Annotated in this window: 14 protein-coding genes; 12 read left to right on the plus strand and 2 right to left on the minus strand. The window is 35.3% G+C overall.

Translation table 11 applies throughout. The features are described 5' to 3' along the window. Position 1 precedes the first annotated feature (1 nt). Together DFQ08_RS13170 and dapF are read right to left on the minus strand one after the other, a co-directional pair. Entirely contained in the window at positions 2 to 526 is a 525-nt protein-coding gene (locus DFQ08_RS13170; RefSeq protein WP_114310480.1) for a GNAT family N-acetyltransferase, read from the minus strand. Further along, on the minus strand, positions 520 to 1,293 hold the full coding sequence (dapF, locus tag DFQ08_RS13175) for a diaminopimelate epimerase (protein ID WP_114310481.1): 774 nt from the start codon (positions 1,291 to 1,293) through the stop codon (positions 520 to 522). The genes DFQ08_RS13170 and dapF overlap by 7 nt, the downstream gene beginning before the upstream one ends. Positions 1,294 to 1,461: 168 nt before the next feature. Here dapF and DFQ08_RS13180 point away from each other — a divergent pair, with 168 nt between their 5' ends. The 12 genes from DFQ08_RS13180 (at position 1,462) to DFQ08_RS13235 (ending at position 15,707) form a co-directional block, all read left to right on the plus strand. Then, a complete protein-coding gene (locus DFQ08_RS13180) occupies positions 1,462 to 2,871 on the plus strand; it encodes a trypsin-like peptidase domain-containing protein (RefSeq protein WP_114310482.1) in 1,410 nt (469 codons plus the stop codon). 139 nt (positions 2,872 to 3,010) lie between these two features. Continuing rightward, positions 3,011 to 4,459, plus strand: a complete 1,449-nt coding sequence (locus DFQ08_RS13185) for a glyceraldehyde-3-phosphate dehydrogenase (protein ID WP_114310483.1) — start codon at positions 3,011 to 3,013, stop codon at positions 4,457 to 4,459. 226 nt (positions 4,460 to 4,685) lie between these two features. Beyond that, positions 4,686 to 5,294, plus strand: a complete 609-nt coding sequence (locus DFQ08_RS13190; protein WP_114310484.1) for a tRNA (guanine-N1)-methyltransferase — start codon at positions 4,686 to 4,688, stop codon at positions 5,292 to 5,294. A gap of 255 nt (positions 5,295 to 5,549) precedes the next feature. Further along, a complete protein-coding gene (gene hemG / locus DFQ08_RS13195; protein WP_114310485.1) occupies positions 5,550 to 6,092 on the plus strand; it encodes a menaquinone-dependent protoporphyrinogen IX dehydrogenase in 543 nt (180 codons plus the stop codon). A gap of 111 nt (positions 6,093 to 6,203) precedes the next feature. Next, a complete protein-coding gene (gene trmD / locus DFQ08_RS13200; protein WP_114310486.1) occupies positions 6,204 to 6,887 on the plus strand; it encodes a tRNA (guanosine(37)-N1)-methyltransferase TrmD in 684 nt (227 codons plus the stop codon). A gap of 148 nt (positions 6,888 to 7,035) precedes the next feature. After that, positions 7,036 to 7,386, plus strand: a complete 351-nt coding sequence (gene rplS / locus DFQ08_RS13205; protein WP_114310487.1) for a 50S ribosomal protein L19 — start codon at positions 7,036 to 7,038, stop codon at positions 7,384 to 7,386. A 797-nt stretch (positions 7,387 to 8,183) separates the two neighbouring features. Then, on the plus strand, positions 8,184 to 8,756 hold the full coding sequence (locus DFQ08_RS13210; protein ID WP_114310488.1) for a pentapeptide repeat-containing protein: 573 nt from the start codon (positions 8,184 to 8,186) through the stop codon (positions 8,754 to 8,756). A gap of 146 nt (positions 8,757 to 8,902) precedes the next feature. Continuing rightward, positions 8,903 to 11,125: an NADP-dependent isocitrate dehydrogenase gene (locus DFQ08_RS13215; RefSeq protein ID WP_114310489.1), complete on the plus strand. Its 2,223-nt coding sequence runs from the start codon at positions 8,903 to 8,905 to the stop codon at positions 11,123 to 11,125. Positions 11,126 to 11,273: 148 nt separating this feature from the next. Further along, positions 11,274 to 13,649 carry a TonB-dependent receptor gene (locus DFQ08_RS13220; protein WP_114310490.1) on the plus strand — a complete coding sequence of 792 codons (2,376 nt, stop codon included), beginning with the start codon at positions 11,274 to 11,276 and terminating at the stop codon, positions 13,647 to 13,649. Between the two features lie 4 nt (positions 13,650 to 13,653). Beyond that, the gene (locus tag DFQ08_RS13225) at positions 13,654 to 14,469 is read left to right on the plus strand and encodes a DUF4249 domain-containing protein (protein WP_220235588.1); all 816 of its coding nucleotides are present in this window, start codon (positions 13,654 to 13,656) and stop codon (positions 14,467 to 14,469) included. Positions 14,470 to 14,668: 199 nt separating this feature from the next. After that, positions 14,669 to 15,481, plus strand: coding sequence for an N-acetylmuramic acid 6-phosphate etherase (gene murQ / locus DFQ08_RS13230; RefSeq protein WP_114310492.1), 813 nt, complete (start codon positions 14,669 to 14,671; stop codon positions 15,479 to 15,481). Next, positions 15,468 to 15,707 (plus strand): DUF6095 family protein, encoded by a 240-nt coding sequence (locus tag DFQ08_RS13235; RefSeq protein ID WP_114310493.1) that lies wholly within the window; start codon positions 15,468 to 15,470, stop codon positions 15,705 to 15,707. Before murQ ends, DFQ08_RS13235 begins: the two co-directional genes overlap by 14 nt. Positions 15,708 to 16,296 lie beyond the last annotated feature (589 nt).

The raw sequence follows: 16,296 nt of genomic DNA on the forward strand, positions 1-16,296 counted from the left end.
GTTAATCGTTAATGCGTTGTAAAAGGTATTCGTTTGTGTATTTTGTGCCGTCAAAACTCCAGTCTTTCTTTAGTCCGATGATTTTAAAACCGTTGCTTTCAAACAATTTTAGACTGGCTTTATTATGTTCTGAAATATTAGCATAAACTTGATGCAGATGTAAGGTTTTAAAACTATAGTTAACCAGCATACTTAAGGCTTCCTTACCATAGCCTTGCTGACGTTGGTCTTCATCTTGAATTAAAATGCCAATCCCAGCACGCTTATTTTTTATATCGAAATCAAAAAGATCAATTAAGCCAATTGTAGCATCATTAAGATTACATATGGCTAAACGAAGTTGTTTGGCTTCAAAAATATCTTGTTGAGCATGCTCTAAATATTGCTTAATTAAAAATCTAGAATACGGCGTTTGGGTGTCACTTAAAGCCCATAGCTCTGTATTATTTTCAATAGCATACACAAACTCGAGATCTTCGGGCTCTAGAGCTCTTAAATAAATGCGTTCTCCTTGAAGACTTACCATGGAAATTCGCCTTTAAAAACTTGTTGCGCAGGGCCAACCAACCAAATATCATTATAGCCTTCAGCATCTGCCTTAAAAGATACTTTTAAAGGTCCTCCTTCTGTTTCTAAACGCACCTCTTGTGCCTTGGTTTTACCACTATGATGCATGGCTAAAGCCACTGCTGTGACACCCGTACCACAAGAAAGTGTTTCATCTTCCACACCGCGCTCGTAGGTTCTTACCGTAAAATGATCATCACCTATTTGATCTACAAAATTAACGTTGGTTCCGGCGTCATAATAAGGGGCACCATATCTAATTTCTGCTCCCGTAGCTTTAACTTCTAACGCCTTTAATTCTGGCACTAAGGTTACATGATGTGGCGATCCTGTATCTAAAAATAAATGTGTATCGTAGGTTTCAACGTCTGAAACATCTTGCATTTGAAGATGCACTAAACCGTTTTCAATCTTAGCTTTATGTAGGCCGTCAATAGCTATAAATTCTGTTTCATTGTCAATAAGGCCTAAGAATTTTGCAAAGGCCACAATGCAACGCCCGCCATTACCACACATACTGCTTTCATTACCATCCGCATTATAATAAACCATTTTAAAGTCTACATTCTCATCATTTTCTAAGAGAATAAAGCCGTCTGCTCCAATGCCAAATCGTCGATCACAAAGCTGTGCAATCTGTTTGGTATTATTTTTGTCTATGATTTGTAAGCGATTATCTACGATTACAAAATCGTTTCCTGTTCCTTGGTATTTGTAAAATGTCATATGTAAAAATAAGTGACAAATATAAGCATATTAGACCGTAAAAATAGCTGTTAATAGGGCGTTAAATTTGGCGTTAAATAGTCGTTAAAATGAAAATCAAAATCAATAAATTTCTAATTTTAATCGTTAGAAATATAATTAAATAGTTAAACTTAAATCTGAAAAATTATGAAGAAGATTATAACATTGGTGTTTGTTTCTGCATTAGGTGGTCTATTAACATTAGGAGGATACAAACTTTTTGTGGAAGAAAACGGGCAAGATCTTTTGGTTGAGCAGCGCTCCGATTTCCCTGTATTTGTCCCGACCAATACAACGAATACTTTAAATACAAATGCTAGTAGCGCCCCAAATTTCGTAAACGCGGCCGAAAAATCTTTAGATGCGGTTGTACATGTTAAAAACACCTCTGTAGTTTCTGCTCCGACTACTATGCAAGATTTGTTTTTCGGACGTCAGTCGCAACGTGCTCAAGTTGGTACTGGTAGCGGCGTGGTTATTTCGCCAACAGGTTATATTGTGACCAATAACCATGTGATTAAAAATGCCAATGAAATTAGCATCACCTTAAATAATAATAAAGTCTATAATGCTGAATTAATTGGAACCGATGAAACCACGGATATCGCTTTATTAAAAATTGAGACTGATGAAGACTTACCTTTTATGGCTTTTGGAGATTCTGATAATGCTAAGGTTGGCGAATGGGTTCTTGCCGTTGGTAATCCTTTTAATTTAAACTCAACCGTAACTGCGGGAATTATCAGTGCGAAATCTAGAGATTTATCAGGACAGCATATGCAATCATTCATTCAAACCGATGCGGCTGTAAACCCTGGAAACTCTGGAGGTGCTTTAGTGAACACCAACGGAGATTTAATTGGGATCAACACCGCAATTTCATCGCAAACAGGTTCATATATAGGGTATTCTTTTGCCGTACCTAGTAATATTGCACGTAAGATTGTGAATGATATTATGGAATATGGTAATGTACAAAATGGAATTTTAGGCGTTGTGGGTGGTGCCCTAAATAGTGCTGCTGCAGAAGAATTAGGGACCGATATTACCGAAGGTTTTTATGTTAGTGAGGTACAAGAAGATACCGGAGCTTCTAAAGCAGGTATAAAATCTGGTGATATTATTAAGAAAATTGATAAAGTGGAGATTCATAAGTTTTCAGACTTAACAGGATATTTAAAAACCAAGAGCCCTGATGATGTTGTTAATGTTACATTATTGCGAGATGGCGACTTAGAGGAAGTACCGGTGACCTTATTAAAGCCAACGAGTTATACCCTCCCGACTATTGGTTTGATTAAGAATCCTACAGAGAAGGAATTAAAGCGTTTTAAATCGGATTATGGAGTTAAAATTTCAGAATTAGATGAAAACTACAGAGCCAACTGGATAAAAAGTGGTGTGGAAGAGGGAAGTATTATTACCAAAATAAACGGTAAAAAACTATACACGGTTGAAGATGCACAGAGCGCGATTAAAACCCGTCGTTATAACGAACCGCTTCAAATTGAAGTCATCAATAAAAACGGAGAGAAAGTCGTTTATAATTTCAGATAAAACGCGAAGAAATATCGACCTAAAACCCCTTCAGAATTTACGTTTCTGAAGGGGTTTTATTTTTACATCAAACAGGCTACGAAAACGTTTGAAATATGTTATTTTTGCGCAAAATCTAAATCACTTAAACCACGAAAACATGGGATTTAATACCACTTATGAAAAAGAATTAGCATTTCAAGCTGATCGACGAAAAGCCACCGTAGAATTTATTAGAATTGTTAGCGATTTATGGTATGATAAATCCATAGAATTGGTATTGTTTAGAAACCAATTAATAGATAGAAACGTCAGTGAAATTTTAAACTTACATGAGTACGCCGGTAAATTTGTTCAAAAGCCAATTTCTATTTTTGATTCTGTAGAAATAGCTCAGGCCATTAGTACCTTAAACTTACCTCCTGCCAAGTTAGATATTGGTAAACTTACCTATGAATTTCATTTAGAAGATCAGAAATACGCCAATGCGACCGCATTTGTAGCTTCAAAATTAGGTAACGCTAAAGACAATAAAAATATAGAACCTAAAGATGTTGTACTCTATGGTTTTGGTAGAATTGGACGTTTAGTGGCCCGTGAATTAATGACAAGAACGGGTAAAGGCAACCAATTAAGACTAAGAGCAATTGTAACGCGAGGAGAGATTAATGAAACGGTATTAGAAAAACGAGCGTCCTTATTAAGAAACGATTCGGTACATGGGGATTTCTCTGGAATTGTAAATTTAGATACCGAAAATTCAGCCTTAATTATTAATGGAACTACGGTAAAAATGATATCAGCCAATGCTCCTGAAAGTATAGATTACACCGCTTATGGTATAAATAAAGCTTTAATTATAGATAATACTGGAGCCTTTAGAGATAAAGAAGCCTTAAGTCGCCATTTAAAATCAAAAGGTGTAGATAAAGTTCTTTTAACAGCCCCAGGTAGAGGCATCCCTAATATTGTTCATGGTGTTAATCATTTAGAGCATAATCCTGATAAGGTAAAAATCTTCTCTGCAGCATCTTGTACCACAAATGCCATAACCCCTGTGTTAAAAGCTATTGAAAATTCTTTCGGCATTAAAACGGGACATTTAGAAACCATACATGCTTACACCAATGATCAGAACTTAGTCGATAATTTTCATTCTAAGTACCGCCGTGGAAGAGCTGCTAGTTTAAATATGGTTATTACCGAGACCGGAGCTGGTAAAGCCGTTAGCAAAGCACTTCCTTCCTTAGAAGGTAAACTGACCTCTAATGCTATACGGGTTCCTGTTCCTAATGGATCTTTAGCAATACTTAATTTGGAATTAGAGAATGAAGCTTCTGTAACGCATATCAATACCGTAATGAAAAAGTATGCACTAGAAGGAGATCTTGTAGAACAGATTAAATATGAAATGAGTGATGAGTTGGTATCTAGCGATATTGTTGGAAGCTCTGCCCCTTCTATATACGATAGTAAAGCAACCATTGTAAGAAAAGATGGAAAAAATGCCATCCTATATATATGGTATGACAATGAATATGGCTATAGTCAGCAAGTCATTCGGTTAGCCAAGTATGTTTCTAAAGTGAGACGCTATACCTATTATTAATTTTATTCAACAAAAAAAGAAACTGAGACTGAAGCCCTTAGCGGGTTTTCGAACAAAAAATTTAGGCTTCTAAAAGCTTTTAAGATCTAAACTAAATTTTGTCTCGTATATAAATAGCCTTACCTCACCGTAAGGCTATTTGTTTACTAATAATTTTATGAAGTCTTCATAAAATTATTATCTTGGCATACTTTTAAATCTAACACAACTCTAAATTACACCTAAGATGAAATTCTTAACTAAAGTCACTGTGGTTCTTGCAGTTACATTAAGTTTGCAATTTGTAAGCGCCCAAACAGATGTCGATAAAGAAGATAAACTATCTCTAAATGAGGGTAGTATCGACAATCAATTTGAATTTGTAATCCGACGCTCTAATAGCTGGCAAGAATATAAAACGGTTAAAAAAACTTGGCTTTATGCTTTAAAAGCACACACCTTAGATTCTTTAAAAGCGGTGCATAAAGATCTTACTGATACACAAGCGGTGGTTAGCCGACAAGCTGAAGAAATTGAAACTTTAAAAAGTAATTTATCAAGTACTGAAGCCACATTGAATGCTACAAACGATGAAAAAGATAACATCTCCCTATTTGGTATTCAAACCGATAAAGGAAGTTACAAAGCCTTAATGTGGAGTATCATTGGAGCCCTATTAGCTTTACTCCTCTTCTTTATTTATAAGTTTAAAGGCAGTAATTCTGCAACACGTGAAGCCAAATTTAAACTTGGAGAGGTAGAAACTGAATTTGAAGAACATCGACGCAACGCCCTAGAACGTGAACAAAAAGTAAGACGTCAATTACAAGATGAGCTTAATAAGCATAAGTCTTAATAACACTAACTACACATTAAAATCCGTAATCTTGCATTACGGATTTTTTGTTTTTAAGCGTACTAAATGGTTTCCCCTTAGAACGACTGCGCTAGTATAGCCTGTTTTCTCTAGCCTTGTACACTTTAAAACTATGGCGATTTATCATATGGATTCCCGCGATAAATAACATCACTTTTTTTCAAGGTTTCCCACATTAAAATTCCCAAAATTGATTAACTTTAAATACGATTTTCACAAATACCGTATTTAAAAATGGAAGCCCCTAACATCGGAATTATTTATGCTTCAGTAGATGGACATACGAAGAAGATTTGTGAACATTTACAGCGCATTTTAAGCCAAGAAAACATACCCACAGCCCTCTATTCCATAGATAACTTTGATGCCCAGGTTTCAGATTTTCATACCTTGATTATTGGAGCGAGTATCCGCTATGGCAAACACCATAAAAAGGTTCTAAAATTTATAGCCCAAAACCGTACCGCTTTAAACCAAATTAAAACAGCTTTTTTTTCCGTGAATTTAGTCGCACGTAATCAAGACAAAAACAGTCCTGAGACCAACCCTTACCTTATCAATTTTTTAAAACAAACCCAATGGGTACCCAATAGTGTTGAAGTGTTTGCAGGGCAACTTGATTATAAGTCCTATTCCTTTTTAGATCGTATCATGATTCAATTCATCATGAAATTAACCCATGGCCCCACAAAATCTGAGACTGCCATTGATTATACCGACTGGAATAAAGTAAAAAATTTCGGATTGAGAATTAAAGAGCAACTCCTTAAATCTTAATACACCAAGGTTAAAATTCCTTTTTTCCAACATAAAATTACACCTCAGTGCTGCAATAGCTAAAAAATCACATCAATTATACATATCTTCGCAGCCTTATAAAATGAAGTCATGCGCATAGATATTATCACGGTATTACCAGAACTTTTAAAAAGTCCTTTTGAAGCTTCCATCTTAAAACGAGCTATTGAAGCAGGTTTAGTAGAGGTTCATTTTCACAATTTAAGAGATTATGCTACAGGCGGCTATAAATCTGTAGATGACACCCAATTTGGTGGTGGTGCTGGTATGGTTATGACGATTGAGCCTATTGCGAAATGTATTACCAAATTACAAAGTGAAAGGCATTATGATGAGCTTATTTATATGACCCCCGATGGAGAGACTTTAAACCAAAGTATTGCCAACCAAACCTCACTAAAAGAAAACATCATTATTCTTTGTGGTCATTATAAAGGTGTAGATCAGCGTGTACGCGATCGCTTTATCACTAGAGAAATTTCTATAGGCGACTACGTCTTATCTGGTGGCGAACTTGGTGCAGCCGTCTTATGCGATGCTGTAATCCGCTTAATTCCTGGGGTTCTTGGAAACGAAACCTCTGCATTAACAGATTCTTTTCAAGATAATTTATTGGCACCGCCTATCTACACCAAACCTAGAGAATACGATGGTATGAAAGTCCCTGAGGTCCTCTTTAGTGGCAACTTTCCTAAAATAGAGAAATGGAGAGAAGAACAGGCCTACAAACGCACCAAAGAAAGACGACCAGACTTATTAGAAGGTGAGCTTTAAACAACAAGCTTAGCGCTAATTTTTCTATTTTTTACCCAAGAGTATTGTGTATATTTAAAAAAGTATTACTTTTGCAAACCAATTTGGACCAACCTCTGGCGAGAATCGTGAATGTTGCTTTAGATCAAACAATTATAAATAAAATAAAATGAGTTCTTTAATAAAATTTGTACAAGACGAATTTGTAACCCGTAAAGACTTTCCTGAATTTAGTGCTGGTGATACAATCACAGTATACTATGAAATTAGAGAAGGTGAAAAAGTTCGTACACAGTTCTTTAGAGGTGTTGTATTACAACGTAAAGGAAGCGGATCTTCTGAAACGTTTACAATCCGTAAAATGTCTGGTACCGTTGGTGTAGAGCGTATCTTCCCAGTAAACTTACCTGCTTTACAAAAAGTAGAAGTTAACAAACGTGGTAAAGTACGTAGAGCTAGAATTTTCTACTTCAGAGGTCTTACTGGTAAAAAAGCAAGAATTAAAGAAGTTAGAAGATAGTTTCCAACTTATATACAATGATCAAAAAGCCTTCTATTTAGAAGGTTTTTTTCATTTATGAACTTTTGTTAATAAGTGCTGTTTATAAACTGTTGACACTAAATATGTTAAATAATTATAGAATTCACATATAATTACGTATATTTACATAACAATTAATAACAAGATATACTTGGCTCTCAATATTATTTGAGATTTATGTTAATTGCTTACTAAAGATTCGTTCTTTATGTATTGGGATTGTTTTTTGAGGTTGCAGAATAATGTATTCTTTTTTTGAATAGATTTTTGTTAGTCAACCATGACACTTAAAGTGAATGATTTCTATTACGACTTAAAGTGAAAAGTTCAAAATTAGTACTGTATCATGAAAATTGTATTCGAAAATTATGAGCAATGTTTTACATCTAATACTCATTTATAGGATATTTATAAGTAAGACATCAAAAAAAACAAACCTATGAAACAAAAGCATAGCAGATCAATACATTTTGAAAGTTATGAATTGTTTCAATTTTGAAGCTAGGTCTCTTGAACCATAAATGTTGATGACATTAAATAATCATTCAACGGAGTTTGAATTAACTCTATTGGTCACGTAAGAACTACTTCTATGAAAGCCATATCAACACAGATTTCTGAGTGATATGGCTTTTTATTTGTTGCATCACCACTCAACTTCTCTCCAATTAATCTTAAAGTCCTGTCCCCTCGCTCTTGTATGCCATTCTCATTACAAACACAATGGCCCACCCCAGTTCTCATCCAATCTCTGTTTTCTTTTGTATACTTGTAGTATGAAACATTCTGTCTATCAAAAAGATTTTAGTGCTAAGGATTATAGTAAAAATCCCTTAGCGCTTGCCGAATATAGTTGCTGCACCTTTACCAATTGTAATTTTGAAAATAGTAGTTTAGCGAATATCATTTTTATAGAATGTGAGTTTCAAGATTGTAACCTGAGTAATGTACAGGTTCAAAATACGGCATTTAACGACGTTGTCTTTACACGTTGTAAAATTTTAGGGGTCAACTTTCAATATTGTAATCCCTTTCTCCTAGCCTTTCAATTTAGCGATTGTACCTTAAACTTTTGTGCTTTTAATCAATTGAAAATTAATTATACGGTATTTGAGAAGTGCCTTATGAAAAATGTAGATTTCACAAAATCTGAAGCCAAACATGTCATTTTTAAGTCCTGCTATTTATATCAATCTAGCTTTTATAACACCCAATTACAGCATGCTGATTTTTCAACAGCCGTAAATTTTTCCATTAATCCGTCAGAAAATATCCTCAAAAATGCGACATTTTCAAAAGAAAATATTTCAGGACTCCTAAATGCCTTCAATATCAAGATATTAGATTAAATACAAATATTTAAGACTCAAATTATCATTTTCATAAAATATAAAGGAGTTTACTGACAAACTTATACCTACAAAACTATATCCTTTTCGTATATTTGCTCAGCTCAATTTCGAGCGCAATTATATTCATTTTATTTTAAAGACTTATGACAAAAACAGCAAAGATTGTTTATACAAAAACGGATGAAGCACCAGCTTTAGCAACACGTTCATTTTTACCGATTGTGGAAGCATTTACCAAGTCTTCGGGGATTGTTATAGAGACAAAAGATATATCCTTAGCGGCTAGAATTTTAGCCACTTTTCCAGATTTTTTAACTGATGATCAAAAAGTAGCAGATGCATTAGCAGAACTTGGAGCCTTAGCTAAGAAACCAGAAGCTAATATTATTAAATTACCAAATATTAGTGCATCAGTACCACAACTTGTTGCTGCCATTGAAGAACTTCAAGCTAAAGGTTTTAAAATACCTGATTACCCTAGTGAGCCTTCAAACGACACCGAGAAAGAAATTAAATCGCGTTACGATAAAATTAAAGGTAGTGCGGTAAACCCAGTACTTAGAGAAGGAAACTCGGATAGACGTGCTCCTAAAGCCGTTAAAAACTACGCTAAGAAAAATCCACATAGCATGGGAGCTTGGTCTGCAGACTCAAAAACTCACGTGGCAACCATGTCTAAAGGTGATTTCGCTCATAATGAGAAATCCGTTACTTTAGAAGAAGCGACTTCGGTAAACATTATTCATACCGATGCTAAAGGGAATAAAACCGCATTAAAAAGTGATTTAGCATTATTAAAAGGCGAAATAATTGACGCTACAATAATGAGTAAAAAAGCTTTATTAGAGTTTTTAGAAGAGCAAGTTGAAGATGCTTTAGATAAAAGCGTATTGTTTTCTTTACATATGAAAGCAACGATGATGAAGGTTTCAGACCCTATTATTTTTGGTCATGCCGTTCGTGTATTCTTTGATGACTTATTTAAGAAACACGGAAAAACGTTCGAAAAAATTGGTGTGAACGTTAATAATGGATTTGGAAACTTACTTGAAAAATTAAGCGAACTTCCAGAAGATAAAAGAGATGTTATTAGAGAAGATATTCGTTTTGCGCTAGACCACGGTGCAGACTTAGCAATGGTAAACTCTGATAGAGGTATCACCAATCTTCATGTTCCTAGTGATGTAATTATTGATGCGTCTATGCCAGCAATGATTAGAACCTCTGGACAAATGTGGAATGCTGAAGGAAAACAACAAGATACTAAAGCTGTAATTCCAGATAGTAGTTATGCCGGTGTTTACAGTGCAACTATAGATTTCTGTAAAAAGCATGGTGCTTTTGACCCTACCACTATGGGAACGGTTCCTAATGTTGGACTTATGGCTCAAAAAGCTGAAGAATATGGATCTCACGACAAAACTTTTGAAATATCTTCTAAAGGAAAAGTAGAAGTTATTGATGCTGAAGGAACCGTATTATTAACACATAAAGTTGAAGAAGGTGATATCTGGAGAATGTGTCAAGTTAAAGATGCACCAATCCAAGATTGGGTAAAGCTTGCTGTAACAAGAGCTAGAGCCTCTAAAACTCCAGCGGTATTCTGGTTAAATAAGAAAAGAGCACATGATGCTGAGTTAATCAAAAAAGTAAATCTTTATTTAAAAGATCACGATACAGAAGGTTTAGATATTAGAATCTTGTCTTTAGTGGAAGCGACAAACTTTACACTAAAACGTATTAAAGAAGGAAAAGATACCATATCGGTAACCGGAAATGTACTTAGAGATTACTTAACCGATTTATTCCCTATTTTAGAAGTAGGTACAAGTGCAAAAATGCTTTCTATTGTACCGTTAATGAATGGTGGTGGTTTATTTGAAACTGGTGCTGGTGGATCGGCTCCAAAACACGTACAACAGTTCTTATCAGAAGATCACTTACGTTGGGATTCTTTAGGAGAATTTTTAGCCTTAGCCGTTTCACTTGAACATTTTTCTCAAGTTAATTCTAATGAAAAAGCTAAAATTTTAGGAGAAGCTTTAGATGATGCTTCAGATAAATTATTAGAAAATAGAAAAGGCCCTTCTAGAAAAGTTAATGAATTAGATAACCGAGGAAGTCACTTCTACCTAGCCTTATATTGGGCAGAAGCTTTAGCAAACCAAGATAAAGATGCAGAATTAAAAGCTGAATTTACTAAGCTTTATGAAGCTTTATCTTCTAACGAAGAAGCTATTGTAAAAGAACTTATTGAATGCCAAGGAGAACCTAATGATATTGAAGGGTATTATTATCCTAATGAAGAATTAGTTTCTAATGCAATGCGTCCAAGTAAGGTCTTAAATACCATCATAAACGCATAATTAATAACACTTTAATGTTATGTTAAAATGCTTCCTCCGGGAAGCTTTTTTTGTGCTTTTAAGTTATTTTTAAGACATCATTACAATCACTTAATTTTGAGACATTTCTAAATAGAAGCGCCTCAATAAATGTCATCAATCACATCTTATGATTCAAGTTCTTAAACGACTACGATATCTTATCTTAATCTGTCCTTTGTTTATTGTTGCGCAAGAAAATTATACCCTGAGCGGAAGCATAGTAGATAATTTAAGCAATGAAACGCTCATTGGTGTTAATGTTATTATTCCATCACAACAAACCGGAACCGTAACCAATGAATACGGCTTCTACTCCATTACCCTGCCGGCCGGCACGTATAAGATTCAAATCAGTTACCTCGGATTTCAAACGCTGACAGAAACCATCGTTCTTAATCAGAATTTGACTCAAAACTTTAAACTCAATGAAGCTACAGAAAGTTTAGAAGAAGTCGTGGTCACTCAAGATATTGAAAAATTGAATATCAAAAAACCACAGATGAGCGTTAATTCCTTATCCATAAAAACGATAAAGAGTATGCCGGTTGTCCTGGGCGAAGTTGATGTTATAAAATCCATAACCCTATTGCCTGGAGTAACCAATGCGGGTGAAGGCGCATCCGGATTCAATGTTAGAGGTGGCGCAGCAGATCAAAACCTTATTCTTTTAGATGAAGCCACCATTTTTAATTCGTCGCATTTGTTTGGTTTCTTTTCCGTGTTTAATCCTGATGCTATAAAAGATATTAAACTCTACAAAGGTGGAATCCCGGCAAAGTATGGCGGACGTGTATCTTCGGTTTTAGATATCTACCAGAAAGAAGGTAATAGTAAATCTTTTCATATGAATGGCGGGATTGGATTAATTTCAAGTCGACTCCTTGCAGAAGGCCCGCTTAAAAAAGACAAAGGCTCCTTCTTAATCGGTGGTCGAAGCAGTTATGCACACTTGTTCTTACCGCTTTTTGATTTAGATAATATTGCCTACTTCTACGACTTAAATACCAAATTGAGTTACAATATTAACAATAACAACAGTGTGTACTTATCGGGGTATTTTGGCCGTGATGTTTTTAAAATATCAGATAGTTTTGAAAATTCATTCGGAAACGCAGTCTTAAATTTTAGATGGAACCACCTCTATTCAAAAAAATTGTTTTCTAACCTATCCCTTATCTATTCGGACTATTATTACGGACTACAATTAGGTTTCGTTGGTTTCGATTGGGTATCGGGCATCCGAAATTTTAATCTTAAATACGATTTTAAACATTATATCAATAACAACTTTAAGCTAGAATATGGCTTAAACAGTATGTATTACAAATTTAATCCCGGCGATATCGAACCTATAAACGAAGCGTCTGGTATAAATTCGTTTAAACTCATCGATAAATATGCCTTTGAAAATGCCATTTATTTAGACGCAGAACATAAATTAAGTGATAAATTCTCAATAAGTTATGGCGCCCGATTTAGTGTATTTCATAGAATGGGACAAGATGAATTAAACCAATATGAAAATGACAATCCAGTTATTTTTAATGAAGCCATTGGTATTTACCAAAAAGCAGAACCCATCGGAACTGAAACCTATAACAGAAGTGATGTTATCAGCGCCTTCGCAAATTTAGAACCTCGTTTGGCCATGGCCTACCAATTAAATCAATCGTCATCGCTAAAAGCGAGCTATAATCGTATGAGTCAATATTTACACTTGCTCTCCAATACCAGTTCGCCTACGCCATTAGACGTTTGGACGCCAAGTGGAAAATATATTAAACCTCAGTTATTAGATCAAATCGCCTTAGGCTATTTTAAAACCTATAACAATAACCATTATTCCTTAGAAATTGAAACATTCTATAAAACCATTCAAAATCGTATCGATTATATAGATGGGGCAGATCTTATTGCCAATAATGCCATTGAGCAAGTTATTCTTAACGGAGAAGCAAGAGCCTATGGTCTAGAATTCCTTTTTAAAAAAAATGAAGGAAAATTTACAGGTTGGTTGGCCTATACGCTTTCAAAATCAGAACAGCGAACTCCCGGAAGAACGCCTGTAGAAACCGGAATTAATCATGGTAATTGGTACAATACCGCACATGATAAAACACATGATATTTCAGTAACGGCAAGTTACCAGCTCAGCAAAAAGTGGTCCTTTAGTTCTAACTTTATTTTTCAAACTGGCCAGCCTTCCACTTTTCCAAACGGGCAGTATCAATATAACGATATCATCATTCCTAATTACGAAGCCAGAAATTCAAGTCGTCTTCCCGCTTACCACCGTTTAGATGTCGCCGTTAATTATAGGCCAAAACCCAATACCACAAAAGCATTTAAAGGCGAATGGGTTTTCGGACTCTATAATCTTTATAACAGAAAAAATGTCGCCAGTATTTCCTTTGGCGAAAACCGAAATACCGGAGACAATGAAGCCACACGCTTATCTATTTTCGGTATTGTCCCTTCTTTCTCTTATAATTTTAAATTTTAAAATCATGAAAAAACTTTTCTATATAGCCTTTTTCTTCCTACTATGCACCAATTGCGAAGATGTCATAGACGTAGATCTCAATACCGCTGAACCTAAATTAGTTATTGAAGCGTCTATTAATTATTTCAAAAATACAACCGGAAATGAGCAAAGTATAAAGTTATCCTTAACTGCACCATTTTTTAATGACACCATTCCACCTGCCAACGGCGCAAGCATTCAAGTATCAGACAGCTCAGGGAATACCTTTAATTTTATAGAAGATGGAGATACGGGAATTTACTACAACACCTATTTTATCCCGGTCATTAATGAAGACTATACGCTCGTTATAAACTATGAAGGTGAGATCTATACGGCCACTGAAACCCTAACGTCCGTGGTTCCCATCAATTCTATAGAACAGAATAACGAAGGTGGCTTCTCAGGTGAAGACATAGAACTCAAAGCGTTTTACACCGACCCTACCGGAATAGATAACTATTATTTTTTCGAATTTATAAGTGATATTCCCGTAGTTCCAACTCTAGCAGTCTACGACGACACCTTTACAGATGGCAACGAAATATTTGGTTTTTATACCGAAGAAGATTTAGAAGCGGGAGATGTGGTTATCATAAGAAACTATGGCATTTCTAGTCAATTCTATGATTTTATGTTTATTCTTTTACAACAAGGTGGAGACGCTGGCGGTGGACCATTTGAAACTCAACCCGCCACCATTAGAGGCAATTGTATCAATACCACCAATCCCGATAATTTTCCTTACGGGTATTTCAGACTCTCAGAAGTCGATGAAGTTATTTATACCGTAGAATAATAGGTTTTGGGCATTCCCCACTTAAGGTGGGTCGCGTCATCCACTATATCTTTTTACAACCTAAGGAAATTTAAAGAACCACAGAGAAAAACTCAAATTAACAAGGGCACCATCACGCAATTAATTAAATTTGTAAAAAGGATGCCGTTACTACCGCTAATGCGCTTTATCCGCTAACCTTATTGCTTACCCATAAACCATGACTTTTATAAAAACTACAGAGCAAGCCTCAAATTATAATAATCTCGAAAAGATGAGTGTTAACGAGATCGTACACGCTATCAATAAAGAAGATCAAACCGTACCCTTAGCCGTAGAAAAAGCCTTACCACAAATAGAACTCTTACTTACTAATGTGGTCACAAAACTAAAAGAAGGAGGCCGTTTGTTTTACATGGGAGCTGGCACCAGTGGTCGATTAGGTATATTGGATGCTTCAGAATGTCCACCAACATTTGGTGTTTCCCATGACGTCGTTATTGGCATCATCGCAGGAGGCGATCATGCAATAAGAAAAGCGGTAGAAAATGCTGAAGATTCTACAACCCAAGGCTGGTTAGATTTAGAAGCTTATCATATTACAGAAAAAGATGTTGTTATTGGTATCGCGGCATCTGGGACTACACCTTATGTTATAAGTGCCCTCGAGCAATGTAACAAACATAACATCATTACAGGTTGTATTACCTGCAATAACAATAGTCCGTTAGCCCATACCGCACAATTTCCTGTAGAAGTTATCGTTGGGCCAGAATTCTTAACCGGGAGTTCTAGAATGAAAGCAGGGACTGCCCAGAAATTAGTTCTTAATATGATCACAACAACGACCATGATTCAATTAGGCAAAGTCAAGGGTAACAAAATGGTCGATATGCAGCTCAGTAATGATAAACTCGTTAAGCGCGCCATTACTATGATTATGGAAGAATTAAATATTTCTGAAACCGAAGCCGCATCCCTATTAGAAACGCATAAAAATGTAAGAGACAGTATCACTCATGGAAGACAATAATCACACAGATAAAGACGTTTTAGTAAAAGGAGTTAAACGTTTAGGACTTTGTTTAGGGCTTATGTTTTTAGGACCTACAATCGTTCATTTAGCTTTAGATAATAGCGATAAATCACTTTATATACCTTTACTTATATTAGGCTTTCTATTATGTATTGGCGCCGTTGTTATGTTATTTTTGGGCATCAATACCATTTTAGACAGCATGTTTAAAAAGAAAAAATAATTCCAACGACTTCAATTTTTTTCTTTCAGATCAGTGGTTTCACTTTACATTACTCTTATAGCATAAACGTAAGTCTATAGGGGCATTCACACTACCTTTTTAGCTTTATCGATAGAGAAACCGCTTTTACCTAAAAACCCTCTCTAAGTCTTAGCATAAAGCCCTTCCTTACTAAGCTCTTAATAAATATAAGTATAAGACCTTAAGCAGACGTTTATATCCTACAAGTCTCCTTATAGTGTTCTTCTTTATTTAAAGATTCAACAAACCATATAAAATTAAGTTTTAGTCCAGCTGAATATATATGGAGTGTGATTCATTGCCCTTATTTCTAAAGCTAATTACTAAATAATATTGTATCTAAATTTTAGTTTTTTATAGAACCAAGATTTAAGCTTCCAGTTCGGTCTTGGTCTTCTTCCCGTGAAGTTGGGAGTATGGGTAGGATTGCGAGCAATATATGAAGGCGTGGTTATTTCGGTTTTTTAAAAAGATGTAAAAAACAAAAAACCCTTACTAGTTATCTAGTAAGGGTTCTTAAAAAAGGCGGCGACCTACTCTTCCACAGTAAAGTAGTACCATCGGCGCA

Source organism: Winogradskyella arenosi (genome assembly GCF_003337305.1).
Taxonomy (GTDB): Bacteria; Bacteroidota; Bacteroidia; order Flavobacteriales; family Flavobacteriaceae; genus Winogradskyella; species Winogradskyella arenosi.

Coding starts and splice junctions, on each gene's coding strand:
- trmD (WP_114310486.1), top strand. CDS start 6,204: ATGCGCATAGATATTATCACGGTATTACCAGAACTTTTAAAAAGTCCT.
- DFQ08_RS13170 (WP_114310480.1), bottom strand. CDS start 526: ATGGTAAGTCTTCAAGGAGAACGCATTTATTTAAGAGCTCTAGAGCCC.
- DFQ08_RS13215 (WP_114310489.1), top strand. CDS start 8,903: ATGACAAAAACAGCAAAGATTGTTTATACAAAAACGGATGAAGCACCA.
- DFQ08_RS13220 (WP_114310490.1), top strand. CDS start 11,274: ATGATTCAAGTTCTTAAACGACTACGATATCTTATCTTAATCTGTCCT.
- DFQ08_RS13180 (WP_114310482.1), top strand. CDS start 1,462: ATGAAGAAGATTATAACATTGGTGTTTGTTTCTGCATTAGGTGGTCTA.
- murQ (WP_114310492.1), top strand. CDS start 14,669: ATGACTTTTATAAAAACTACAGAGCAAGCCTCAAATTATAATAATCTC.
- hemG (WP_114310485.1), top strand. CDS start 5,550: ATGGAAGCCCCTAACATCGGAATTATTTATGCTTCAGTAGATGGACAT.
- DFQ08_RS13235 (WP_114310493.1), top strand. CDS start 15,468: ATGGAAGACAATAATCACACAGATAAAGACGTTTTAGTAAAAGGAGTT.
- DFQ08_RS13185 (WP_114310483.1), top strand. CDS start 3,011: ATGGGATTTAATACCACTTATGAAAAAGAATTAGCATTTCAAGCTGAT.
- DFQ08_RS13225 (WP_220235588.1), top strand. CDS start 13,654: ATGAAAAAACTTTTCTATATAGCCTTTTTCTTCCTACTATGCACCAAT.
- DFQ08_RS13190 (WP_114310484.1), top strand. CDS start 4,686: ATGAAATTCTTAACTAAAGTCACTGTGGTTCTTGCAGTTACATTAAGT.
- dapF (WP_114310481.1), bottom strand. CDS start 1,293: ATGACATTTTACAAATACCAAGGAACAGGAAACGATTTTGTAATCGTA.
- rplS (WP_114310487.1), top strand. CDS start 7,036: ATGAGTTCTTTAATAAAATTTGTACAAGACGAATTTGTAACCCGTAAA.
- DFQ08_RS13210 (WP_114310488.1), top strand. CDS start 8,184: ATGAAACATTCTGTCTATCAAAAAGATTTTAGTGCTAAGGATTATAGT.